Origin of the sequence: Flavobacterium collinsii, from assembly GCF_902804485.1 — a bacterium.
Classification (GTDB): domain Bacteria; phylum Bacteroidota; class Bacteroidia; order Flavobacteriales; family Flavobacteriaceae; genus Flavobacterium; species Flavobacterium collinsii.
On record NZ_CADCST010000069.1, the window covers coordinates 33,750 to 57,735 of the forward strand.

The window sequence follows — 23,986 nt, forward strand, 5'->3', positions numbered from 1 at the left end:
AACTTTGTACCTAGTCTAGTGCATTCAAAATCTTCAATCCAAAAATAATTCCATTTTGTTGGATGCCTCCCTGATAGGAATGTACATAATCTAGTCGGAAGATCTTAAACTTGCCAAATCCTAAATTGTCTAAACCGGCAGTAAACTCCGTGTATGGTTTTCGATCCGGTATGGCCAGAGAGTGGAAACCAATGTTCATAGTTGATTTTAAAAGATTCAAAAGCGGGATTTTATTCATGATAAAACCTTTGTCGTTGTGCTCCAGATGCATTTCAAAATAACTGTCATTAGTACTGTTCGTATAATAAGGCATTAGGTTGAAAACATTCAGATAACGGTCACTGGTTCCAATATGAGTCTGGTTTCCGTTAAAATGTTTGTAATCGATAAATGAAATGTTATCAGCGTTAAAGAATTTTGCAGCTTTAAAACTCATGCCTAATACTCCTTTATTACCCAAAGATAAATCGTAGAATATGGCCGCTCCGATTTTTTCAAATTCATATTTCTTTTCACTGGCGGCAAATGCTTTTTCAATAGACAAGAAAAGGGTTGGGAATTTGTCGTCTTTAAAATTATATCTTCCGTCCGGTCTTGAAATGTATTTGTTTCCAAAGTTAATTCGGGCGCCTAAAGAAGTTTTAAACAAATGGTGTTGGCTAAATGCCGGAGTCGTAAAATCGTTTGGTGCCAGTGGATTATTTGACGAGTAGAAGTCCTCTTTTTTAAAGAAAGTATAATCTGTAGTGTTAAAAAGTGGTTTGCGTTGTTCGTAAGCTACGTTTGCATTCAGATTGACACCATTCAGAATATTTTGTGAATAGTTAATCTGTGCAAACTCCAGATTGTACAGTTTCATGTAATTGTCTTTAAAAAACAATGAGCTCACAGAATTGATCAGCTTGCTGATTGGTTCGGCACTATTGAATTGTGCCACTTTAGTTCCTCCTGAAATTCTGATAAAAGCATAATTTATATTGTTGAATTTATGACTGAATTCTCCAATAACTCTAAAGCGATCTTCTGAAAAACCATAATTAAAAGTGGTACTGATGGAAGTCGTTTTGCTTTCATCTTCACTCCACTTTTTAAAAGAAAAACCAGAATCTAAATTAAAACCCTGAACCGTATTAAAACTTAAAGAAGTCAGATTCAATAATCCTTTATAGTCAAAAGAATGTCGTTTGAAGGTGTTTTTGTAATCGTACCCCATCAACACATCCAATACTTTAAACTTGTTGTTTTTGGCATCAATTGAGTCTATGTATTTTTGAGATTTGCGAATAACCAGCAGGCTGTCTTTTTTTGTATAATCAGTGCTTTCTTCGATCGTTAGGGGAATTGGACGAATGTTGTTCCAGAAGGCATCATCTTTTTTGTTTGCATTGAGTTCGAATGAGACAATTTCATTTCCGAATGTTTTCTTTTCAAACGAAGCAGGAAATTCATAATTGGAATATACATAGGCAAATTTTCCGGAAAATTTAATGCCAAAAATACTGGCTGTGAAATCTAAGGTTTGCGCATTTTTGATCCAGATTTTATTTTTCGTATTGTAGCTAAAACTTTGTTTTAGATTCATTACCTCCGTGAATTCGTTTTTCATACGATAGCCTTTGATGTCCAGATCAATTGCATAAATGGCAAAGCTGTCATCTACTATGTAAATGTAGCCTTCAAAAACAGGCTCTTTGTCACGTTTTGGAATTACCTTGATTTTATAAATCTGCTGTTTGTTGTCATCGAAAAAAGTGCCTTCAAGTTTGTATTTGTAATAAGCGAAAGCATTGTCTGCAATAGGAGAAATGAGTTTAGTATCGAAGCTTATAGTGTTTTCGTAAAAATCATAAGTCGATCGGGAAGCAGTGTTATAGCTGTATCCTCTATTGTTTCCTGAAATTTTAGAAGCGACAATGCGTTCTTTTAGCTTATTGGGTTTTTCAAAAGTAACTTTAGATATGGTTTCAGATAAATATAGAATCCCTGTTCCTGTCGAGTCTAAATTGGAAGCCATATCATCACCGAGATCTACTTTTTGTCCGAGAATTTTCTTGGGCAAATCTTTGACCTTAAACATCCCTTTGGAGTAAAAATCGGCTGTATATCGGATAACTTTGTCGGAGTTGTCTTTTTTGCTGGCAATGGCACTTTTTATAATGGTGTTGGCAGGATTGTTTTTTGGGTCGATTACTACTTCGTTTAAGGCAAAACTTTCTTCAGACATTTTTACATCCGGAAGTGTTGTTTTGGCATCAGTTGGAATTGTTATTTTTTGAGTCCTATACCCGAGATACTGGAAAACGATTTTGTTTTTGCCGGGTTCTTTTATGGTAAGCTGAAATTTCCCTTGTTCGTTAGAAGTTGTTCCGCTATAGGTGTTTTCTTCAAAGATGGAAACAAAAGGCAAAGGTTTGCCTTTTTCATCGGTTACGGTTCCCTTAATTTGGGCGAAGTTTGAAATTGAAAAAAATAAAAAGGCAAGTAGAGTATAGTTTTTCATGAAAGTGGTTTCTCTCACAAAAATAGAATAAGTTAAAAATGAGGATATTAAAAATTTGTTAAATTAAAAGTTGTGAAATGTTGGCTGTAAAATGTAAGTAACAGGTTAATTTTACCAGTATAATTTTGATTGACGATTTCTGATTCATAAAACGTTATCAAATGTGCAATGCTCCTGGATTTACAATTTAAACGGTAAAATATTTCAGATCACACATTTCACATTTTACAGTTTACATCTAACATCTCACAGAAAAGATTGAATCGCCAGTTCGTAACTTTTTAGTCCAAAACCAAGGATAACACCTTTAGCATTTCCGGATAAATAGGATTGATGTCTGAAACTTTCACGGGCGTAAGTATTAGAAATATGAACTTCGATCACCGGAGTGGTAACAGCTTTCATCGCATCGCCCAATCCTATAGACGTGTGAGTGTAAGCTCCGGCATTCAAGATAATCCCGTCAAATGAAAAACCGAATTCCTGGATTTTTCCAATCAATTCACCTTCAATATTGCTTTGGTAATACGAAAGTTCAAGGTTTGGAAATTTGACCTGCAACGTTTCAAAATAATCTTCAAAAGTTTGACTTCCGTAAACTTCCGGTTCTCTTTTTCCTAAAAGATTCAAATTGGGTCCGTTGATGATGGCAATTTTCATGAGCTTAGTGTAATATGTGAAATGTAAATTTTGAAATGTGATATGCAATTGGTGTTTTCATTGCTATTGACTTTTGCCTATGTCATTGATCTTTGCCATTGCATAGCTGTAAAAATAAAAAAACCGTTCCAATTAATAGAACGGTTTTTGTAAAAGTATGTGATATATTTTTTAGAATAAGAATCCGGCTGAGATTTGGAAAGTTGAATTTTTAACATCTGCATTTTTAGACGCTTCTGTTAATCCTAAACCATAACGACCCTGAACAAAGATGCTTTTAGTAAGTTTTACTCCTAATCCTGCATTAAGACCAAATTCAAAAGTTTCAGCATCTTTAACGTCGAACTTGTTTTTCTCGCTTAATAAAAACGAAGCCTGAGGCCCAACTTCTACACTAAAAGTATCATTTAGGTAAAATTTAGCCATTACTGGAATAGATAAGTAGCCTAATTTGTTTTTAAATTCACTAACTGCATTTTTATAAGTTGCACCTTGTGTCGAGTATAAAAGCTCAGGTTGAATAGCAAATTTATCAAGTAGTTTTATTTCGGCAACTACACCAGCATGGTAACTTGTAATACCATCTTTGTCAAATGCAACTCCGTTAAGACCAGCGTCTCCGGTTTGACTTGCAAAGTTAACCCCCGCTTTAACTCCAAATTGTACCAATTGAGCCTGAATTGTAGCTGAAGTTGCGATGAACAAGACAGCTGCTAAGATTATTTTTTTCATAAAAGTGTTTTTAAAATTGATGTTTTAAATGTTATCTAATAGTCAAAACTACAGAATTAGGAATTTATTGTTTTATATTTTGGTTTAAATAATTACTAAATTTCCCATGTTTATTGGTTTTTAGTCTGTAATTAACTCTATTTAAGAAGTTTATTGATAATATGTTTTTGCTTATGAAACTTTAATTTAATCGGATTTTTATTTCAAATTAAAAATAAAGACTATTTTATTTAGTAAGTTAATTATGATGTTCAAACTTAAATTCTGCACTTGAATGCAGCGAAAAGATCTCCTAAATTATAATATATTTTCAAATTTAAGAGAGGTAAATTGTATGTACTGTTTTATTTCCTATAATAAAAATGAGTTTTTAATAAGGTTATCTTTATATTTGATATCGAATAACCCAAAAAACAAATTGTAATGAAAAGAATAATTTTGGCTGCTATAGCAGTAATGGCGTTTGGATTTACTAACGCTCAGCAAACGAGATTTGGAGTAAAAGGAGGCCTTAATATTTCAACGGTAGTTGGAGGAGATGTTGAAGATACTAAATCTCTTATAGGTTTTCACGTTGGAGGTTTTGCAGAAATTCATGTTGTTCAGCGATTTTTTATTCAGCCAGAGCTTTTGTTCTCTACTCAGGGAACTAAAGTTGATGTACCTTCAGGGGCTGATTCCGATATTAAATTGAATTATTTGAATATTCCGGTATTGGCTAAGTATTATATCATTGATAAAAAGTTTAACGTTGAAGCTGGTCCGCAGCTAGGGGTGTTGCTTTCAGCTAAATTAGATGGTAATGACATTAAAGATTTTACCAGATCAGTAGATCTTGGTTTTAACTTAGGAGCCGGATACAGTTTTACAGATAATCTTTCAGTTGGTCTTCGTTATACAATTGGTTTATCTCCTCTTACTGATAAAGATATCGACAATTCAAGAGATTATTATGACAGTGCTAAAAATAGTAACCTTGCGTTGTCTTTGGCTTACAAATTCTAGTTTTTGCAAAAAAAAATATATTTGAAAACCTTCCTTTAATCGGGAAGGTTTTTTTATGCTTAAAAATGTTTTACTTTGTACATATGAAATGGGACCGTTACATAAAAGATTATCAGTCGTATCTGCGTATTGAGAGAGGTTTGTCTAAAAATACTATCGAAAACTATGGTTTTGATATCGAACGGCTGTGTCTTTTTTTGGAAACGAATAGTATAGAGATCTCTCCGCTTAAAATTGATGATGAAACGGTACAGCAGTTTATTTATGCGGTCGCTAAAGAAGTCAATCCACGCTCGCAGGCGCGAATTATTTCGGGACTAAAAAGCTTCTTTAATTATCTGGTATTTGAAGATTATAGAAATGACAGTCCAATGGAATTGATTGAGACTCCCAAAACGGGAAGAAAATTGCCCGATACACTATCTGTAGAGGAGATAGATACTCTTATTGGGGCAATTGATCTAAGTACCAATGAAGGCGAACGAAATCGTGCTATGCTCGAAACTTTATATGGCTGTGGGCTTCGGGTTTCCGAACTGGTTATGTTAAAAATTTCAGATTTATTTTTTGATGAAGGTTTTGTGAAAATTACCGGAAAAGGAAATAAAGAGCGTTTTGTTCCTGTGGGAAAAGTGACTCAAAAATACATACAGATTTATCAGAAGGAGATTCGAGGGAATCTTAAAATAAAAAAAGGCTGTGAGGATACCTTGTTTTTAAATAGGAGAGGCAATCACCTTACACGTGCCATGATTTTTACCATTATAAAAGATCTTGCGGTAAAAATCAACCTGCATAAGAGTATTAGTCCGCATACTTTGCGGCATTCTTTTGCAACTCATTTACTCGAAAATGGTGCCGACTTAAGATCGATCCAGTTGATGTTAGGGCACGAATCTATTACTACTACCGAAATTTATGTGCATTTGGATAGGAGTTTTCTGAAAGAAGTGATGTTTTCTTTTCATCCAAGGAAATAATTTTTGAAGCGGAAAGTCATTTTTAAATCAAAAAGTAATATATTGTGTAAAGTTTTGTGTTAGTTAGAGTCTAAAAGTGTCAATTTTAGCTTTTTGCTCTTGCTATTGAGATCATTGTTTTAATATTTCAATCTACATAAATAAGTGATATATGGTTTTTGATTTATATGGAAATGAGAATTGCTTAGAGGTAAATAATTTTTATAAAAAATTGCTTGCCGAGATGCCGGATCTACTGTTTCAATTTGTTATCGACAGCGATAACAGGTATTCTTTCCCTTTGGTCAGCAAATCTGCTGATGATATTTTTGAGCTTAGTGTAGAAGATTTTACCAATGATATAAAATTGGTTATTTACGATCGGATTTCTCTTCAGGATCGTGATCTTTTTTTTCAATCTTTGGTCAAATCGCGTAAAGAAGTGCAACCTTGGAATGTTGAATTTAGAGCCCTTTTGCCTAAAAAAGGATTGCGGTGGTTTAAGGTTTCGGCCAAAACCGAACGGTCTGCAGACGGACGAGTTAGTTTTTTCGGGCATGTTTCGGATATTACGGAACTAAAGGACAAAGAAGAAAAGCTGCGTATTTCCGAAGAACGTTTTCAGTTTGCTCTTGAGGCTTCTACGGCTGGAATTTGGGATTGGGATATGGTGACTAATACGGTCTTCTATTCGTCGTTGTCCTTAAAGATTCTGGAGTTAGAATCGACGGATATTTTTGATGATCCGGAACGGTGGGATAAGATTGTGCATCCGGAAGATCTTCCAAAGTATTATTCAGATATTCAAGAACATTTCGATAATAAAATTCCCTATTACGAAAACTATCATCGGGTAATGACTTCAAGTGGTAATTATAAATGGATTTTAGATCGGGGAAAAGTAATTGAAAGGGATGGTAACGGAAGGCCATTGCGTGTAATTGGTACACATACTGATGTTTCTTTGCAAAAAGAGAAAGAATTAGAGCTCTTGAAAACGATGAAACTGTACAGTGATCAAAACAGTCGCTTGGTAAATTTTTCACATATTGTTTCGCATAATTTAAATACTCAGGCCGGAAATATAAAATCTATTTTAGATTTTATTGACGCAGATGTGGATAAGCAAACGATAAACGAAATGTTAGAACATTTGCGAACAGTTTCAAATGATTTGAATGATACGATCGCAAATTTAACCCAGATTGTAAAAACACAAAGCAATATCAATATCGCTGTGGCGCCTTTGAGGCTTTCGGAATATATAGAGAAAACGATTACAACTATTAAAGGCTATGATAAACAAACAAAAGTTACGATTGTTAACAATGTTCCGAAGTATCTGACGATTAATTTTAATCCGGCTTATCTGGAAAGTGTTCTCTTGAATTTTACAACAAATGCGATAAAGTATGCGCATCCGGACAGGGATCCTGTAGTTGTTTTTGATTTTTCAATTGAGCCGGAAGGTTATAAATCCTTAAAAATTACAGATAATGGTTTAGGGATTGATTTGGCAGTTTATGGTGATCTTTTATTTGGGATGTATAAAACGTTTCATAAACATCAGGAAGCACGTGGAATTGGTCTGTATATTACCAGAAATCAGATAGAGGCGATGAAGGGAAGTATTTCGGTAGAAAGTAAAGTAGGGGTAGGAACTAGTTTTAAAATTATCTTTAACGATATTTAAAATATTAAGTTAGTATAAAAAAGAAAGGCTATCATTTGATAGCCTTTCTTTTTTATAAATAGTGAGAAGATTACTTCGCGATATTAACCGCTCTGGTTTCTCTAATTACAGTAACTTTTACCTGACCCGGGTAAGTCATTTCGGTTTGGATTTTTTGCGAAATCTCGAAAGATAAATTTGCAGCATTATCATCAGAAACTTTCTCGCTTTCTACAATCACACGAAGTTCTCTACCGGCCTGAATTGCGTATGCATTTTTTACACCGCTAAATCCGTAAGCTACTTCTTCAAGGTCTTTTAGACGTTGAATATAAGAGTCTAAAACCTGACGTCTTGCACCTGGTCTTGCACCCGAAATAGCATCACAAACCTGAACAATAGGAGAAAGTAATGATTTCATTTCAATCTCGTCGTGGTGAGCTCCAATGGCGTTACAAACTTCTTCTTTTTCACCATATTTTTCAGCCCACTGCATTCCTAATAAAGCGTGAGGTAAGTCACTTTCTGTATCCGGAACTTTACCAATATCATGAAGTAAACCGGCTCTTTTAGCTAGTTTTACGTTTAAGCCTAATTCGGCAGCCATGATACCACAAAGTTTAGAAACTTCTCTGGAGTGCTGTAATAAGTTTTGTCCGTAAGAAGAACGATATTTCATTCTACCTACCACTTTGATAAGTTCAGGGTGTAAACCGTGAATTCCTAAATCAATAACAGTACGTTTACCAACTTCGATAATTTCGTCGTCAATTTGTTTGGCTGTTTTAGCAACTACTTCTTCGATTCTTGCAGGGTGAATACGTCCGTCAGTTACTAATTTGTGTAATGATAAACGGGCAATTTCTCTACGAACGGGATCAAAGCAAGAAAGGATGATTGCTTCCGGTGTATCGTCAACGATAATTTCAACTCCTGTTGCAGCTTCAAGTGCTCTAATGTTACGACCTTCACGACCAATGATTCTACCTTTTACGTCGTCAGATTCAATGTTGAAAACAGAAACGCAATTTTCAACTGCTTCCTCTGTTCCAACTCTCTGGATCGTATTGATGATGATTTTCTTCGCTTCTTGCTGAGCAGTAAGTTTAGCCTCTTCGATCGTGTCCTGAATATGAGACATTGCTTTGCTTTTAGCTTCAGCTTTTAAACCTTCGACTAATTGCTCTTTTGCTTCTTCAGCAGAAAGTCCTGAAATTACTTCAAGCTGTTGCAATTGACTTTTGTGTAATTTATCAACTTCAGTTTGTTTTTTGTCTAAAACTTCAATTTTGTTATTGTATTCCTGTGTTTTAGATTCAAAATCGTCGTTTACTTTTTTTGCCTTCGAAAGTTCGTTTGAAACTTGTGATTCTTTATCACGTACTCTTTTTTCTACCTCGGCTACTTTTTTGTCTCTTGCTAAAATAACTTGTTCATGCTCTGATTTTAGTTCGATAAAACGCTCTTTTGCCTGAAGGATTTTATCTTTTTTGATATTTTCAGCTTCTAAATTAGCATCTTTTAAAATGGAAGCTGCTTCTTTTTTTGCGTTTTTAATGAGGTTAGAAATATTGCTTTTTTCGATAATTTTAGCAATTGCAAAACCTGCTGCAATTCCTATAATACCTGAAATAATGATCGTTATTATGTCCATGTTTGTTAAAATTTATATATAAAAAAAGCCTACATTAATTGCTTGAATAAACTCGTAAAGACAAGTTTTGAGCTAACTCACTGTTCAAGTTTCCAAGCCGAAGCATGGCATACTATAGTAGCGACGATTTGCTCATTCTAAATTGTTAGTGTTGAGTTTACCAATTGTGAACTAATGTAGGCAGTATCTTAGTTGTTGTAAAAGAACGTTTAATTTTCGAGATATTGATCTAATAGCGAATTTAATCTTTTAATTCTTTCGATAGTTTCTTCACCATCGATTGCGTTATCAATTTGTTTTTGTTCGACTTGTGATGCAAATTGCAGGGCACACATCGCCAGAACATCCTGTTTATCGCGAACCGCGTAACTTTCTTCGAATTGCTTGATCATAGCATCAATTTTTTTAGAAGCACTTCTAAGTCCTTCTTCCTGAGCTGGTTCTACCGTTAAAGGGTAAACTCTGTCTGCAATTGATATTTTAATTCTAAGCTTTCCGTCCATGTCGTTATTTTAATCTGATAGCTGTGCTATACAGTAATCAATTTCGCGAATTAATGAATTTATTTTAAGCTTTGTCTCTCTCTTGTTATTGTCGCTGCCGAGCAACGAATTGGCTATCTTAAGTGTTTCGTATTGCTTTTTCAAAGCTTCAATTTCTTCAGATTGTTTCTGGATAATTTGCGCAGCTTTGGTTAATTCTAATTGTAAAGCCTGATTATTATTCTCTAAGCCTTTTGATTTCTCAAAAAGCTTTTCGACTTTATATTCAAGAGTATCAATTATTTCGGCAATTACACTCATTATAAATCCTATTCATTACTTAATCCTACAAAGTTAGTATTCCTTTTTATTAATGCAATTTTTTATCGATTTTTTTACATTAAAAATAAACAAATAGATGAAATTCAATCGATTGTATTTTTGTGGCTTTATACTCGGTTTTCGCTTCTTAATTTTTTATCTTAGCAAAAATGTTACTTATGAGATTTTCACTACTTAGTCTGTTTTTTTGCCCGTTTATTTTCGCTCAGACGCAATATCCGAAAGATTATTTTAGTCCGCCACTTGAAATTCCGATGCAACTTTCCGGTAATTTCGGGGAGTTGCGACCGAATCACTTTCACGCGGGTTTTGACTTAAAAACAAATCAAAGAGAAGGATTAAATGTCCATGCAATAGCCGATGGATATGTATCCAGAATTAAAATTTCTACTTTCGGAAACGGTAAATGCGTTTACATAACGCATCCAAATGGCTATACTTCGGTGTACGGACATTTGCAAACACCAGTTGGACCAATTCTGGATTATGTAATGAAAACGCACTATAAAGAAAAGGCTTATGAGATCGAAATGTTTCCGAAACCCAATGAATTACCGGTAACAAAAGGTCAGTTGATCGGACTTTCAGGGAATACAGGTTCATCAGAAGGGCCACATTTGCACTTTGAAATTCGCGATACCAAAACAGAGTTTGTTATTAATCCGATATTTTTTGGTTTCGATAAAAATATAAAAGACACAAAAAAACCGAGTATTTCGAGTGTTTATGTTTTTCCATTAGAGAATACGACTGTAAATCAGTCCAGACAACCTTTGTTGTTAAATGTTGCTTTGCAAAAAGACGGAACCTATCTGGCGAGTAAAGTAAAAGCCAATGGAAAAATTGGTTTTGGGATTTCTGCTGTAGATTATGATGATGTTTCGTTCAATAAAAACGGAGTTTTTAATGTCTCTACTTTTGTGAACGGTAATCTAAATTACAATTATCAGTTTAATACCTATTCCTTTGACGAAATGCGTTATATAAATGCTTTCATTGATTATGGTAAATATAAAAAATCAGGTCAGCGTGTTCAGAAACTTTTTATGAAAACACCCTATGGTTTGAGTATTATTAAAACCGATTCATTGCGTGGGATTGTTTCGGCTGAACCAAATTTAGCTTCGACTTACAGAATTGAGGTTTCTGATTATTTCGGAAATTTAAGTTCTGTTATTGTTCCAATTGAGTACGACACTGCAACATCAATTGTAAAAGAAGAGCCGATAACTTCAAAATACTTTATTAAAGTCAATAAAGATTCGAATTTTGAGAAAGATAATATGTCTGTATTTTTTCCGGCAGGAACTTTTTATGACGATTTCAATTTAAACTTTGATGTTAGAAATAATCGCATTTATATTCATGACGATACTGTTCCGGTACATTCCAATTTTACCATTACAATTAAAGACAGTTCATTTCCGGAAGCTTTAAAGGACAAGCTTTTTATTGGAAGATTTGGCGGAAATAACGCCAGTTATAATGGAACGGTAAGAAAAGGAGATGTTTTTACGGCCAAATCAAAAATATTAGGGCAGTATGGTTTGGTCCTGGATACCATTGCGCCAACCATTAAAATAGCAAAGCCAATTCAGGACAAATGGATTACCGGAACGAAAAAAATAGAGTTTACAATCAACGATGCTTCTTCAGGAATCAAATCGTATAACGGTTATTTAAACGGAAATTGGATTTTGTTTGAATATGAAAGTAAAACGAGAAAAATTACCCATACTTTTGATGACAGCCTTGTGGCAGAAGGAGCAAATGATTTAAAAATAGAAGTGATTGATAATGTAGGAAATTCTGCTATCTTTGAAACTCATTTTTTTAGGAGCCAACAAAAATAAAACCAAAGCATTTGAATCAAAATAAGTTAATAGTCGTTTTTCTTTTTTTATGCATGACCAGTATTTCATTTGCTCAGAAGGCTCATGTTAAAGGTATAATTCTGGATAGTCAGAAACAGCCTGTTGCGGGTGTAAATATTAGCTCTTCCGGGAATGTTTCGCAGTCTGATTCTAATGGTTTTTATGACATCATAGTGCCATCAGGTAAAAAGACTTCTTTGATTTTTACGCACGTCTCTTTGAAGATGATGAGCCTGACGGTACATCTGATATCAAACGAGATTTTTGTTTTTAATCCTCTAATGAGTAGTTCGGAAGAGCAAATGGGAGAAGTTTTTGTTTCTTCTAAAAATAAAAAAAGAGTTCAGGGAATCACCAATGTAGATGTCGCCACCATCAAAAAAATTCCCGGAGCCAATGCCGGAATCGAAAATATTTTAAAAACACTGCCTGGTGTAAATTCTAATAATGAGCTGAGTACGCAGTATGCCGTTCGTGGTGGGAATTACGATGAAAATCTGGTGTATGTCAATGAGGTCGAAGTCTACCGTCCGTTTTTAATTCGCTCGGGACAACAAGAAGGGCTGAGTTTTACGAATACTGATCTCGTTCAGAATGTCGACTTTTCGGCTGGAGGATTTCAGGCAAAGTTTGGCGATAAATTGTCCTCTGTTTTAGATATTACCTACAGAAAACCAACTCAGTTTGGAGCTTCTCTGGAAGCTAGTTTACTGGGCGGAAGTATGTCCGTTGACGCGGTTTCCAAAAATAAAAAATGGTCGGCCGTAACCGGTGTTCGTTACCGAAATAACAGTTTACTGGTTAACAGTCAGGATACACAAACTAATTATACACCAACTTTTGCGGATATTCAAACGAATGTTAATTATGATATTTCTGCAAAATGGCAGGTTAGTTTTTTAGGGAATATTTCTCAAAATAAATATTTATACCAGCCTTTAACCCGTGAAACAAAATTCGGAACCATAGATCAGCCGATGGCACTGGCTGTGTATTATGAAGGTAAAGAGCGCGATCGCTACAATACGTATTTTGGTGCTCTGAAAACGACTTACAAAGTTTCTCCGAGTCTGACTTTAAAATTCATAGGTTCTCTTTTTCATACCGTAGAGCAAGAGCATTTTGATATACTGGCGCAGTATCGTCTGGGAACTATAGAAAATGAAGATGTTACAAATGTCGATTTTACGCGTGGAATAGGTTCGCAATTGAGTCATGCCCGAAATGATCTGGATGCTTTAATTGCAAATGCAGAGATCAAAGGGTTTAAAGAATGGAAAAATGATAGCCAGTTAGAATTTGGTTTGAAATATACCCGGGAATCCATTCGCGATAGAATTACAGAGTGGGAGATGATCGATTCGGCAGGGTTTTCGATTAATCCGCCAATTGCTTTTTTGCCTAAAAATAATCAACCGTACACCCCTTATACTGGTCCGTTATTGCCTTATCAGGATGTGCGGGCAACAAATTTTAATACTATAAACAGGTTTTCGGGATACGCACAGTGGAATAAAAAAGCTGAGATTGGATCCAGTCAGGTTTGGTACCATCTGGGAGCTCGTTTTCAGAGCTGGAATGTTTCCGGAGCTGCTGTAGAGGGTAAAAATCAAACAGTTTTCAGTCCGCGTGCCCAGTTCGCTTTAAAACCGGATTGGGATATGGATATGGTTTTCCGACTTTCGGGAGGGCTCTATCATCAGCCTCCTTTTTACAGGGAAGTTAGGGATTTGAATGGCGTTGTGAATCCAAACGTCAAAGCGCAGGAATCGGTTCATATTGTTTTAGGGAATGATTATAATTTTAAAATATGGAATCGTCCTTTCAAATGGGTTACGGAACTTTATTACAAATCGCTTTCAGATGTCAATGTGTATTCGATCGATAATGTGAGAATTCGATATGTTGCCAATAATAATGCGAAAGCATATGCTCAGGGAGTTGACTTCAGGCTCAATGGTGAGTTTGTACCCGGAACGGAATCGTGGATTAGCTTTGGGTATTTAAAAACCGAAGAAAATTATGAAAACAAAGGTTACATCGCGAGGCCTACAGATCAGCGTTTGAAATTTGCGATGCTGTTTCAGGATTATATGCCAAGCATACCAAGTGTGAAATTATACCTGAACCTGGTGTACAATACCGGTTTGCCGGGAGGAGCTCCGGCCTATTCAGATCCTTACCTGTATCAAAGCAGACTGAATGATTATCGCAGAGCTGATGTTGGTTTTGCTAAAGTTTTTGTAGATGGCAGTACTAAAGTTGCGAAAGCAAAATGGTTGAAAAACTTTAAAGAATTGTCTGTAGGAGTTGAGATTTTTAATCTTTTCAATAATCAAAATGCGATTACCAATACCTGGGTTCGCGATGTATATTCTAAAAATCAGTATGCCATTCCAAATTATATGACTTCAAGGGTTTTTAATGTGAAGCTGAATGCGAGACTATGATTGTAAAACGTGAAAAACGAAAGAAGATTTTTTACGTCCCGGGAATGATTTCTTTAATCTTAATTCCTTTGTTTTGTTTTTATCATTTTTATAAAGTTGGTGCTTTTAAGGTTTTTGGGGTGTTGGATATTTCTTTAGTTCCGGATAAAGAAGAATTTGAAAAGTACAAGGTTAAAGACTTAAGAAAATACAGAGATTTTATTTTTAATGGTGACAAAACGCAAGAGCTAAAATTGCAGGAACTAAGGTATTTTGTTCGGGATTTAGTTAAGAAATATGATACCGTGAATGGAGCAAAAATTCATTTTGGGTCAAAAACAGATTATAATACTTTTGTAAATGTTATTGATATTTTGAAAGTAGAGGAGGTTCCAACCTGGGCTCCGTATAAAGATGATATTTATGTATTAGCGAGTGCTAAACCAAAGCCTAAAAAAGATCGTCGGTTTTTTTGTGGGACACCTAAGTATTCAAGAGAAAATACAATTAGAATAGCGGAAGAAGTTAAAAGAAAAGAACTTGATGTTTTTCAACTTTCTTTCCTAAAACAGCAATGGGGTATATTTGTAGGTTATCTTGGCATTGTATTGCTTAGTATCTTTATGCTAGTAAAATTCAATAAAACTAGATAATACAATCAAAAATACTATATTTGATATCCTAATAGAATTAGCATACATGAAAAAGTCCTTAACCTATATAGCCCTGGCAATCATCGGAACAATGGTAAGTTGTAAAGATGAAGTGAAGAAACCTAAAGTAATTTACGATACTGCCAGTAAAACAAATGTTGTTGCAAAAACAGATTCAACACAGATTGAAATAGCCGATTTGCCTATTCAAATGGAGGGGACAAATTATTTAATTCATCCGGTTGGAGATCTGCGCGTTTTTGAAAAAGGAACAAAAGCACGTTACGGATCTTCGAGTGTGAATGATGTAAGTTTTACAATTTCAAATTTAGGTGAGTTCGAAATTACAGGTTATTTGCAAAACCTGAAATTCCAGAAAGTCGATTCAGATTCTATACGTCCTTTGACGGATAAACCAGCCCTGATTTTGACAGCTACTTATTTAAAATCGGTTGCGGATAAAACGCAGAACCAGATTATGGTTTATACTTTAGCAGACTCCGACACCAATAAAGATGGTAAAATAGATACCAGCGATATTAAGACTTTGTATTTAAGTAACATCAGTGGTGAGCGTTTTACTAAAATTTCAGAAGACTTTCAGGAATTGGTAGATTGGAGTTTAATCGAATCAAGAAATCGTTTGTATTTCAGAACGATTGAAGATACCAATCAAAATGGGCAGTTTGATAAAAACGATGTTTTACATTACAATTATATTGATTTAGCTTCAAAAAAATGGGAAGTTAAAAGTTATAAGCCTATTTAATTATTTACTAGACTAATTTCTTAATGTACTCTGAAGAAGAATTGAAAGATCAAGAAAAAGTAATTAGTAATGTGCTTGGGTATGTTTTTTTACCGTTATTTTTTTTCGTAATAATTGGAGGTTATTTTGTAGAAAATTCGAACGAGTATATAGAAAGACAATATAAAGAGGCTAATGAATATAGTTTTTCAGGAGTTGTATATGAAAAAAAGATTGAAGGGGGTGAAGGGTATCGTTTTCCTCACTATCTCTTTTTGAATACCGGGATTAGATGGAAGGTTAGTAGTCTTTTATATGATAAAATTCAGATTGGAGATTCTGTTGTAAAGAGAAGTAAATCTGATTCAGTTTTTTATTATATGAAAAAAAAGAATCAAATAATTATCGAAGACGAAAACTTTTATCTCAGAGAAAAATATTTTGCTAAACTCAAGCAAGAATAATTTTTAAGATAAAAAAAGACTCAGCAGTTTAGCACCTCAGAATCTCAGCACCTTTAAAAAAACTATATCAAAATATCACTTTCCAGATCAGATTTCTCGATATCAAGATCAAATCCCAGGCGTTCCGTTAAATCGATTACCAGTTTTTTGTACCAGTTTTCGGATTTTGGATGAATGTAAATCTTTTCGATCAATTGCTTTAGGTCAACATTGATTTTTAAGCCATCGTTTAGTTTAATGTCACTTTTTGAGGTATCGGTAAGAATTCGAACTTCGCGCTCATATTGAAAGCTTTTACGCTTAAATAAAAAGGGAAAGAATAAATCTTCAAACGGAATGTACTCTTTTTTGTAGTCGATATAATTTACCTCGCCAATGTATTGGTCGTAATTGTTTTCCGGTTTTACAGCATTCTGTAATCTTCTTATGGTAGACTGAATAGCTAGACCCTCATTATTTTTGGTGAAAATCTGCCACATAGCAAAGGATTCATATTCGTTGATGTGCCAGCTGCTTATGGCTACCTGTTCGCGATGGGTTTTGTAGTAGTTTAAAAAAGCAGGATTGTCTATGGCTAGTTTTTTAATCTCTTCGAATGTCGGTTCGCTAAACGTGCCTTCGTACTGGTCCTCAAACTTGTCAGAGCGTGACATGAATAATTTCTTAGACAATAATAAATCAAGGAATTTAGACAAGTCTAAGTATTTCCAGACAATTGTATCCGGATCATCTGGAAGTTTTATATTCGGATTGTTGAGATACATGTTTTCAGATTTAAGGGGTACTAAATAAAAAAGCCACAGATTACACAGATAAATATAAGATTTTAATTCGTTGATAGAAAAATAATCTTTGGTAATCCGGGTAATCTGTGGCTAAGCCTTTGTTTTTTTATTTATGATTCGAAAGACTGCATGGTCACTAGTTTGTTGTATGTTCCGTTATGCGCAATCAGTTCTTCATGTGTTCCTTGTTCGACAATTTTTCCTTTTTGCATAACTACGATTACATCTGCTTTCTGAATGGTCGAAAGACGGTGGGCAATTACAATCGAAGTTCTGTTTTGCATCATGTTTTCTAAAGCCACCTGAACAAATTTTTCACTTTCGGTGTCTAATGCTGATGTTGCTTCATCCAAAATCATAATTGGAGGGTTTTTTAACACCGCTCTGGCAATTGATAATCGTTGTTTTTGTCCTCCTGAAAGTTTGTTTCCGCTGTCGCCAATGTTGGTGTAAATGCCTAAAGGAAGTTCTTTTACAAATTCAAAAGCATTAGCGATTTTAAGTGCTTCGATAATTTCATCGTCTGTCGCGTCGAGTTTTCCTAAGGCAATATTAGCTTTGATGGTATCATTGAATAAAATACTGTCCTGAGTTACCAGTCCCATCAAACTGCGAAGAGATTGCAAATTGATATCCTTGATGTTGATACCGTCAATTGAAATTGTCCCATCGTTTACGTCGTAGAAACGTGTCAGCAAATTAGCAATCGTACTTTTTCCACTTCCGGATTGTCCGACAAGTGCAACGGTTTGCCCTTTTTTGATGTCAAGAGAGAAGTCTTTTAAAACGGTTTCATCTTCATATTTGAAGTTGATGTTCTTAATGCTGATGTTATTGTCGAACGATGTTTTTTCGAACGCCTTATCTTTTGATGTAATCGTGTTTTCCTGCTCTAAAATTTCAAGAACGCGTTCAGCAGCAGCATTACCTCTTTTTACTCCGTAGGAAGCTTTAGAGATTGCTTTTGCAGGGGTTAGAATATTATAGGCTAATCCCATATAAGCAATAAAAGAAGGGCCGTCAAGTGTTTTTTCAATTAAAACCATTTGTCCTCCGTACCAAAGTAAAATTGCAATTACAGTGATTCCCATAAACTCGCTGGCAGGTGATGCCAAGTTCTGACGATTCCCGATACTGTTGGATAGTTTGAAAAAGCGTTCTGTTGAATTTTGAAAAATAGTATTGAAGTAATTCTCGGCATTGTATCCTTTTACGACTTTTAATCCTCCAATTGTTTCTTCAATAGTGGATAAAAAACTTCCTTGTTCTTGTTGCGCTTTTCCGGACTGTTTTTTTAATTGTTTTCCGATTAAGGAAATGATGTAACCCGAAACAGGGATAAAAATAAAGACAAATAAGGTAAGTTTGGCACTGATGATTAACATAGCACATATCGTAAAAACAATAGTTAATGGCTCTTTTACGATAAGTTCTAAGATGGCTAAAAACGAAGTTTGGACTTCATTTACATCAGCAGAAATTCGGGAAATAACATCCCCTTTTCTTTTTTCAGAATAAAATGCCAATGGTAATTCCAGTGTTTTTTTATACAACGCATTTCGCATGTCTCTTAATACACCATTTCGCAAAAAATTAATAAAAAACATAGCGAGATAATCGGCTAAATTTTTCAATAAGAAGATTGAAATGATAAGAGCGACCATCACAGAAAGTATAAAACCGGGATTATTAGGATCTGTATTTTTTGTAATGTAATAGCTTAGATAGTTTTCGGCAAATTCTTTTGCATGGGTAATTCCGTCATAAGTTGGCATCACATAATTCTTCTTTGTTTTGTCAAACAAAACCTGAAGCATAGGAATTAATGCCATGAAAGAAAGTGTGCTAAAAAGCGCATACAAAATATTAAAAAAGATATTTAGGAATGCGTATTTTTTATACGGATATATAAAAGGAACTATTTTTTTAAAATTACTCATTTATTTATGGATGTTATTTTCTGCTATAGCAATGGCTCTTTCGAGTTTTTCTAGCAATAATTTTTTTTCTGGTAATTGGGTTAAAATAAGCTGAAACTTTAATTTTTTGGTCATTATCCAGCATTAAATAATTAATTTGCTCGGGAGATTTTTCACTGCACAAAATTAATCCAATTGGTTTGTTTTTGCCTTCTTTTTGTTCATTTTTCTCTAGCCAACGTAAATAAAGCTCTATTTGGCCTTTGTAACCCGCTTTAAATTTTCCTGGTTTTAAGTCAATGGCAACCAAACGGCGTAGACCACGATGGTAAAAAAGTAAATCGATGTAAAAATCTTCATCATCAATTGTTATTCTTTTTTGGCGGGCGAGAAAAGCAAATTCACTCCCCATTTCAGTAATGAACTTTTGTAATTGAGCTAAGATCGAACTTTCTAAATCTTTTTCAGAATAAGTATCGTGTAGTCCTAAAAAATCTAAGAAATAAGGATCGCGGAAAGTTAAATCCGGGCTAATTTGTTTTTCGTTTTTTAGTGAAGCTAAATCATTAACGATTGTTTCTTCCGGCTTTTTGCTGATAGCAGTTCTTTCAAAAAGCATACTGTCAATGCGTTCTTGTAAGGTTCGCACGCTCCATCTTTCGTGAATGCTCATTTGGATGTAGAATTCACGTTTTAAATCGCTTTCTGTACTTAATATTGAGTATAAATGTGACCAGCTCAATTGTGCAGACACTGTCTGCACAATTGTATAGTCTTGAAAAACAGAGTTTAGTTTTATGAAACTATGTATGTTTCTTTTACTGAATCCTGTACCGTATCGTTTGGATAATTCTAAACTTAAACCTTGAATGATTTTCTTTCCATAATCAGCCCGATCATTTTTTAGAATCTCTTTATTGATCGTTTTTCCAATTTTCCAATACAGAAGTGTTAATTCCTGATTAACCGTTTTAGCAACAAAATGACGACTCTGATCTATTAGTCCAATTATTGAATCTAATAGTTCAGGTTTGTTATTTGTGTCAGGTTTGTCACTCATTTTTTTATTTCAATTGCATTCCTGCAATGATATTTTGTATTTTTCCGTCTAAATAGCTTTCTGCTTCATCAAACTCCTGGACTGATTCTAATTCTGCATTTACACTGATATAGAATTTAATTTTTGGCTCTGTTCCGCTTGGTCTTGCACAAATTTTAGACCCGTCTTCAGTATAATAAATCAATACGTTTGATTTTGGAACATCCATAACAGATTCTTCACCGTTCAATAAATTTAAGGCAATTGACGATTGGTAGTCTTCCATCATAATAACACGCTGACCGCTGATTTCTTTTAACGGATTTTCGCGCAGACTGATCATCATCTGGTTGATTTCTTCCAGACCTTCCATTCCTTTTTTAGTTATAGAAACCAGGTGTTCTTTGTAGAAGCCATTTTCAACATAAAGCTGTAAAAGCTCTTTGTAAACACTACTTCCGGCTGCTTTTGCCTGAGCGGCAATTTCGATAATTAATAAGGTTGCAGCAACGGCATCTTTATCTCTGACAGCATCGCCAACCATGAAACCAAAGCTTTCCTCGCCACCTCCGATAAACTGAAGTTCCGGGAAATCTTTAATCATTTTGGCAATCCATTTAAAACCGGTCAATCCTACTTTGCACTCCACACCATAGTTTGTGGCCAGTTCCATCATCATTGGAGTTGAGACAATTGTCGAACCAATGAATTGTTTTCCATTGATTTTGCCTGCTTTTTTCCATTGTTTCAATAAGAAAGCAGTCATTAAAACCATCGTTTGATTTCCGTTCAATAAAATCATTTTGCCTTCGTTGTTTCTAACGGCAACACCAAGACGATCGCAATCAGGATCTGTTCCGACTACAATATCCGAATGTGTTTTATCGGCCAAAGCTAAGGCCATTGTCAAAGCTTCAGGTTCTTCAGGATTTGGAGATTTTACGGTTGGGAAATTTCCATCAGGAATGGCTTGTTCCGGTACGATGTGTACATTTTTGTAACCCGCCTGTGATAAAGTTTCAGGAACAGATTTAATCGATGTTCCGTGCAAAGATGTAAAAACAATATGCAAGTCGTCTTTTGCTTTTGCCGGTGTATTAAAACTGGCATTTTCAATAGACGATTTTATAAAAGCTTTGTCGATTTCGGAATCGATATACTCGATCAGACTTTCGTTGGCTTTGAATTTAATTTTATCGTAACCTAGGCTTTCGATAGTGTTGATAATTGCAGCATCCTGTGGAGGTACAATTTGTCCGCCATCTTCCCAGTACACTTTATAACCGTTATATTCCGGTGGATTGTGAGAAGCTGTTAGTACAATCCCGCATTGGCAGCCTAAATATTTAAGTGCAAACGATAATTCTGGAGTTGGTCGTAAATCGGAGAACAGATAAACATGGATTCCATTTGCAGAGAAAACATCAGCAACAATTTTGGCTAAAGTATTACTGTTATGACGGCAATCATAAGCGATAACGACTTTTAAAGGCTGATTAGGGAAAGCGACATGCAAATAATCAGATAAACCCTGAGTATTTTTTCCAAGTGTGTATTTGTTAATTCGGTTGCTTCCAACCCCCATCACACCGCGCATTCCGCCAGTTCCAAATTCAAGGTTTTTGTAAAAACTTTCCTCAAGTTCCTTTGGTGAAGTTGTCATTAATTCTTTAACAGCAGCTTGTGTTTCGCTGTCAAAGGTTGGTGTTAACCATTCGTTTACTACATTTAGAATATTAGGTGCTATATTCATCATTCGTGTCTTTTTATATTTAAATAATAATAGAGTTCGGGAACTATTTATTTTTATAAGTTTGTTTTATGCGTTGTTTGGAATTTGCCTGTTTTTTTTACGGTTGGAAGCCGCAAGAAGAACCAGATTCCTAATAACAGTTTTGTGTTAGAAATTAACCTCTCGGGCTACTTTATAACGTGCTTCGTTGCTTTTGGTTCTCAGGATAATTTCGCCCAGAAAACCGGCCAGAAACAATTGTGTTCCCAGAATCATAGTGGTTAAAGCGATAAAAAACCAAGGATTGCTGGTGATCAGACTGTATTTCATTCCATTATACATATGGTATAATTTGGAGATTCCGATATAACCTGCCAATAAAAAACCAATTATAAACATCAAAGATCCAATGGCGCCAAATAAGTGCATTGGTCTTTTTCCGAATCGTGATAAGAACCAGATTGTAATTAAATCAAGAAAGCCGTTTATAAAACGTTCCATTCCAAATTTAGTTTCCCCGTATTTACGGGCCTGGTGAATAACCACTTTTTCACCGATTTTATTAAAACCAGCGTTTTTTGCCAAAACCGGAATGTAACGGTGCATTTCACCAGAAACTTCTATGTTTTTAACAACGGCATTTTTGTAAGCTTTTAATCCGCAGTTGAAATCGTTCAGCTCAACGCCTGAAGTCTTTCTGGCGGCCCAGTTAAATAATTTCGAAGGAAGATTCTTTGCTACAACCGAGTCATAACGTTTTTTCTTCCAGCCTGAAACTAAATCAAATTTTTGAGCTGTAATCATTTCATATAAACCTGGAATTTCGTCCGGGCTATCTTGCAAATCAGCATCCATGGTAATGATAACATCACCCTGCGCTTTGGCGAAACCCGCATGTAAAGCCTGCGATTTTCCAAAGTTTTTCATGAAACGAATTCCTTTTACATTCGGATTTTCGTTAGAAAAACCTTCAATAATATTCCAAGAATCATCTGTACTTCCATCATCTACAAAAATGATTTCATAAGAGTAATTGTTAGATTGCATCACTTTAATAATCCACGAATAGAGTTCTTGTAGTGATTCCTCCTCATTTAGAAGCGGTATAAGTATAGATAAATTCATTTATTTTTTTATTCTTGTGTAGTTTTGCTTTTAAAAAATGCTGCGAAAATTAATCCAAAAATGGCACTGATAACGATTGCAAAAACAGATCCTTTTAATAATTCGAAAGTCGAGTAAGGGCTGCTTTCTTTCATTTTGCTAATGGCTTCATTGATAGACGAAGCAGGAGCTCCAAATTTCTGCATCATGTTTGCCGTGTATTTGATCATGATTTCATTTAGAGTGTCTTTTGCACCCGGATCAATAACGTTAAATAAAACAATGTTAAATAAGGTAGAAATTAAAACGCCAATTACAGCTGCCAAAAAGTAAGTTGTAAAAGCCTCCTTGAACGAAAAAACTCCTTTTAATTCTTTCTTGGTTTTAGAAAGTAAAATAATACTGATTGTCAGACTGATTACGATGCCGATAATGCCCATCCACCAGGCAGTGAACAGATTTAAATCGATTGCATATATTGTAGCAGTAAATAATGCAGATGCAATTCCAATCATTACACCGTAAGTAATTCCATTCTTTTTTATAACTTCATTAATCATATTTTTATATGTTTTAAAATTAATCCACAAATATAGTAATTCCCAATACACACTAGATATATATTAAAAAAATTAATACAAATCACAAGGCCGTTAAAATTATTGATTAAAAGATTTGTTAATTCGAAAAAAGTTGTAAATTTGCACACTTAAAAATAATTAAAAGTTTTAAACAAAAAAGAGTAGCGTTGTTTACACCTTTTTCTAACCATGGAAAAGCTTCAAAATAAAATTGCTCTAAACAATAAATAAAATAAAAAGATGAAAAAAGGAATTCACCCAGAAAATTACAGATTAGTTGCATTTAAAGACATGTCAAATGACGAAGTTTTTATCACTAAATCTACTGCAGATACAAAAGAAACAATTGAAGTTGACGGAGTTGAGTATCCAGTTGTAAAAATGGAGATTTCTAGAACATCTCACCCATTTTATACTGGTAAATCTAAACTTATCGATACTGCAGGACGTATTGATAAATTCAAAACTAAATATGCAAAACACGCTAAAAAATAATAGCTGTTTCTATATCATACAAAAGCCTTCCATTCGGGAGGCTTTTTTTATTTAAGCGATGTCTCGTCCTGAAATAAGTTGACATAAAATTGACTTATTTATGAATAATCCAGAATTTAAAAAAGAGCGACGCAGTCAGAGAGATTACAACATAGGC

At 34.6% G+C, this 23,986-nt stretch carries 21 protein-coding genes; 9 read left to right on the plus strand and 12 right to left on the minus strand.

Annotated elements, in window-relative coordinates; all coding sequences use genetic code 11:
• Positions 1–10: 10 nt before the first annotated feature.
• The 3 genes from FLA105534_RS06645 to FLA105534_RS06655 all read right to left on the minus strand — a co-directional run bounded on the left by FLA105534_RS06645 (position 11) and on the right by FLA105534_RS06655 (position 3,892).
• Positions 11–2,500, minus strand: coding sequence for a DUF5686 and carboxypeptidase regulatory-like domain-containing protein (locus FLA105534_RS06645; RefSeq protein ID WP_173965249.1), 2,490 nt, complete (start codon positions 2,498–2,500; stop codon positions 11–13).
• 246 nt (positions 2,501–2,746) lie between these two features.
• Positions 2,747–3,160 (minus strand): type II 3-dehydroquinate dehydratase, encoded by a 414-nt coding sequence (gene aroQ / locus FLA105534_RS06650; protein ID WP_173965250.1) that lies wholly within the window; start codon positions 3,158–3,160, stop codon positions 2,747–2,749.
• 171 nt (positions 3,161–3,331) lie between these two features.
• Entirely contained in the window at positions 3,332–3,892 is a 561-nt protein-coding gene (locus FLA105534_RS06655) for a porin family protein (protein ID WP_173965251.1), read from the minus strand.
• 423 nt (positions 3,893–4,315) lie between these two features.
• On the opposite strand from FLA105534_RS06655, the gene FLA105534_RS06660 reads away from it, so the two are divergent.
• From FLA105534_RS06660 to FLA105534_RS06670, 3 genes are all read left to right on the plus strand, one after another.
• A complete protein-coding gene (locus FLA105534_RS06660; RefSeq protein ID WP_173965252.1) occupies positions 4,316–4,897 on the plus strand; it encodes a porin family protein in 582 nt (193 codons plus the stop codon).
• 83 nt (positions 4,898–4,980) lie between these two features.
• Positions 4,981–5,877: a site-specific tyrosine recombinase XerD gene (xerD, locus tag FLA105534_RS06665; RefSeq protein ID WP_173965268.1), complete on the plus strand. Its 897-nt coding sequence runs from the start codon at positions 4,981–4,983 to the stop codon at positions 5,875–5,877.
• A 151-nt stretch (positions 5,878–6,028) separates the two neighbouring features.
• On the plus strand, positions 6,029–7,549 hold the full coding sequence (locus tag FLA105534_RS06670; protein ID WP_173965253.1) for a sensor histidine kinase: 1,521 nt from the start codon (positions 6,029–6,031) through the stop codon (positions 7,547–7,549).
• 70 nt (positions 7,550–7,619) lie between these two features.
• Here FLA105534_RS06670 and rny read toward each other — a convergent pair whose 3' ends face one another.
• The 3 genes from rny to FLA105534_RS06685 all read right to left on the minus strand — a co-directional run bounded on the left by rny (position 7,620) and on the right by FLA105534_RS06685 (position 9,985).
• A complete protein-coding gene (gene rny / locus FLA105534_RS06675; protein ID WP_173965254.1) occupies positions 7,620–9,182 on the minus strand; it encodes a ribonuclease Y in 1,563 nt (520 codons plus the stop codon).
• Between the two features lie 209 nt (positions 9,183–9,391).
• On the minus strand, positions 9,392–9,685 hold the full coding sequence (locus FLA105534_RS06680; protein WP_012022231.1) for a cell division protein ZapA: 294 nt from the start codon (positions 9,683–9,685) through the stop codon (positions 9,392–9,394).
• A 9-nt stretch (positions 9,686–9,694) separates the two neighbouring features.
• Positions 9,695–9,985: a hypothetical protein gene (locus FLA105534_RS06685; protein ID WP_173965255.1), complete on the minus strand. Its 291-nt coding sequence runs from the start codon at positions 9,983–9,985 to the stop codon at positions 9,695–9,697.
• A 179-nt stretch (positions 9,986–10,164) separates the two neighbouring features.
• Here FLA105534_RS06685 and FLA105534_RS06690 point away from each other — a divergent pair, with 179 nt between their 5' ends.
• From FLA105534_RS06690 to FLA105534_RS06710, 5 genes are read left to right on the plus strand one after another with little or no spacing between them, the layout of a single operon-like run.
• Complete coding sequence (locus FLA105534_RS06690; protein WP_173965256.1) at positions 10,165–11,859, plus strand: M23 family metallopeptidase; 1,695 nt, start codon at positions 10,165–10,167, stop codon at positions 11,857–11,859.
• 53 nt (positions 11,860–11,912) lie between these two features.
• A complete protein-coding gene (locus FLA105534_RS06695) occupies positions 11,913–14,330 on the plus strand; it encodes a TonB-dependent receptor (protein WP_173965269.1) in 2,418 nt (805 codons plus the stop codon).
• 44 nt (positions 14,331–14,374) lie between these two features.
• On the plus strand, positions 14,375–14,962 hold the full coding sequence (locus FLA105534_RS06700; protein ID WP_246253184.1) for a hypothetical protein: 588 nt from the start codon (positions 14,375–14,377) through the stop codon (positions 14,960–14,962).
• A gap of 46 nt (positions 14,963–15,008) precedes the next feature.
• Positions 15,009–15,731, plus strand: coding sequence for a hypothetical protein (locus FLA105534_RS06705; protein WP_173965258.1), 723 nt, complete (start codon positions 15,009–15,011; stop codon positions 15,729–15,731).
• Between the two features lie 23 nt (positions 15,732–15,754).
• The gene (locus FLA105534_RS06710; RefSeq protein WP_173965259.1) at positions 15,755–16,174 is read left to right on the plus strand and encodes a hypothetical protein; all 420 of its coding nucleotides are present in this window, start codon (positions 15,755–15,757) and stop codon (positions 16,172–16,174) included.
• A 62-nt stretch (positions 16,175–16,236) separates the two neighbouring features.
• Here the strand turns inward: FLA105534_RS06710 and FLA105534_RS06715 are convergent, their stop codons facing one another.
• The 6 genes from FLA105534_RS06715 to FLA105534_RS06740 all read right to left on the minus strand — a co-directional run bounded on the left by FLA105534_RS06715 (position 16,237) and on the right by FLA105534_RS06740 (position 23,313).
• Positions 16,237–16,938 (minus strand): DUF2971 domain-containing protein, encoded by a 702-nt coding sequence (locus FLA105534_RS06715; protein WP_173965260.1) that lies wholly within the window; start codon positions 16,936–16,938, stop codon positions 16,237–16,239.
• 131 nt (positions 16,939–17,069) lie between these two features.
• A complete protein-coding gene (locus FLA105534_RS06720; protein WP_173965261.1) occupies positions 17,070–18,899 on the minus strand; it encodes an ABC transporter ATP-binding protein in 1,830 nt (609 codons plus the stop codon).
• 13 nt (positions 18,900–18,912) lie between these two features.
• Positions 18,913–19,938 (minus strand): PDDEXK nuclease domain-containing protein, encoded by a 1,026-nt coding sequence (locus FLA105534_RS06725; RefSeq protein WP_173965262.1) that lies wholly within the window; start codon positions 19,936–19,938, stop codon positions 18,913–18,915.
• Between the two features lie 4 nt (positions 19,939–19,942).
• Entirely contained in the window at positions 19,943–21,670 is a 1,728-nt protein-coding gene (locus FLA105534_RS06730; protein WP_173965270.1) for a phospho-sugar mutase, read from the minus strand.
• Positions 21,671–21,817: 147 nt separating this feature from the next.
• Positions 21,818–22,774: a glycosyltransferase family 2 protein gene (locus FLA105534_RS06735; RefSeq protein ID WP_173965263.1), complete on the minus strand. Its 957-nt coding sequence runs from the start codon at positions 22,772–22,774 to the stop codon at positions 21,818–21,820.
• An 8-nt stretch (positions 22,775–22,782) separates the two neighbouring features.
• Positions 22,783–23,313, minus strand: a complete 531-nt coding sequence (locus tag FLA105534_RS06740; RefSeq protein WP_173965264.1) for a DUF4199 domain-containing protein — start codon at positions 23,311–23,313, stop codon at positions 22,783–22,785.
• Positions 23,314–23,574: 261 nt separating this feature from the next.
• On the opposite strand from FLA105534_RS06740, the gene FLA105534_RS06745 reads away from it, so the two are divergent.
• Positions 23,575–23,829: a type B 50S ribosomal protein L31 gene (locus FLA105534_RS06745; protein WP_008464817.1), complete on the plus strand. Its 255-nt coding sequence runs from the start codon at positions 23,575–23,577 to the stop codon at positions 23,827–23,829.
• The last annotated feature ends 157 nt before the right edge of the window (positions 23,830–23,986 follow it).

Coding starts and splice junctions, on each gene's coding strand:
- FLA105534_RS06645 (WP_173965249.1), bottom strand. CDS start 2,500: ATGAAAAACTATACTCTACTTGCCTTTTTATTTTTTTCAATTTCAAAC.
- aroQ (WP_173965250.1), bottom strand. CDS start 3,160: ATGAAAATTGCCATCATCAACGGACCCAATTTGAATCTTTTAGGAAAA.
- FLA105534_RS06655 (WP_173965251.1), bottom strand. CDS start 3,892: ATGAAAAAAATAATCTTAGCAGCTGTCTTGTTCATCGCAACTTCAGCT.
- FLA105534_RS06660 (WP_173965252.1), top strand. CDS start 4,316: ATGAAAAGAATAATTTTGGCTGCTATAGCAGTAATGGCGTTTGGATTT.
- xerD (WP_173965268.1), top strand. CDS start 4,981: ATGAAATGGGACCGTTACATAAAAGATTATCAGTCGTATCTGCGTATT.
- FLA105534_RS06670 (WP_173965253.1), top strand. CDS start 6,029: ATGGTTTTTGATTTATATGGAAATGAGAATTGCTTAGAGGTAAATAAT.
- rny (WP_173965254.1), bottom strand. CDS start 9,182: ATGGACATAATAACGATCATTATTTCAGGTATTATAGGAATTGCAGCA.
- FLA105534_RS06680 (WP_012022231.1), bottom strand. CDS start 9,685: ATGGACGGAAAGCTTAGAATTAAAATATCAATTGCAGACAGAGTTTAC.
- FLA105534_RS06685 (WP_173965255.1), bottom strand. CDS start 9,985: ATGAGTGTAATTGCCGAAATAATTGATACTCTTGAATATAAAGTCGAA.
- FLA105534_RS06690 (WP_173965256.1), top strand. CDS start 10,165: ATGAGATTTTCACTACTTAGTCTGTTTTTTTGCCCGTTTATTTTCGCT.
- FLA105534_RS06695 (WP_173965269.1), top strand. CDS start 11,913: ATGACCAGTATTTCATTTGCTCAGAAGGCTCATGTTAAAGGTATAATT.
- FLA105534_RS06700 (WP_246253184.1), top strand. CDS start 14,375: ATGATTTCTTTAATCTTAATTCCTTTGTTTTGTTTTTATCATTTTTAT.
- FLA105534_RS06705 (WP_173965258.1), top strand. CDS start 15,009: ATGAAAAAGTCCTTAACCTATATAGCCCTGGCAATCATCGGAACAATG.
- FLA105534_RS06710 (WP_173965259.1), top strand. CDS start 15,755: ATGTACTCTGAAGAAGAATTGAAAGATCAAGAAAAAGTAATTAGTAAT.
- FLA105534_RS06715 (WP_173965260.1), bottom strand. CDS start 16,938: ATGTATCTCAACAATCCGAATATAAAACTTCCAGATGATCCGGATACA.
- FLA105534_RS06720 (WP_173965261.1), bottom strand. CDS start 18,899: ATGAGTAATTTTAAAAAAATAGTTCCTTTTATATATCCGTATAAAAAA.
- FLA105534_RS06725 (WP_173965262.1), bottom strand. CDS start 19,938: ATGAGTGACAAACCTGACACAAATAACAAACCTGAACTATTAGATTCA.
- FLA105534_RS06730 (WP_173965270.1), bottom strand. CDS start 21,670: ATGAATATAGCACCTAATATTCTAAATGTAGTAAACGAATGGTTAACA.
- FLA105534_RS06735 (WP_173965263.1), bottom strand. CDS start 22,774: ATGAATTTATCTATACTTATACCGCTTCTAAATGAGGAGGAATCACTA.
- FLA105534_RS06740 (WP_173965264.1), bottom strand. CDS start 23,313: ATGATTAATGAAGTTATAAAAAAGAATGGAATTACTTACGGTGTAATG.
- FLA105534_RS06745 (WP_008464817.1), top strand. CDS start 23,575: ATGAAAAAAGGAATTCACCCAGAAAATTACAGATTAGTTGCATTTAAA.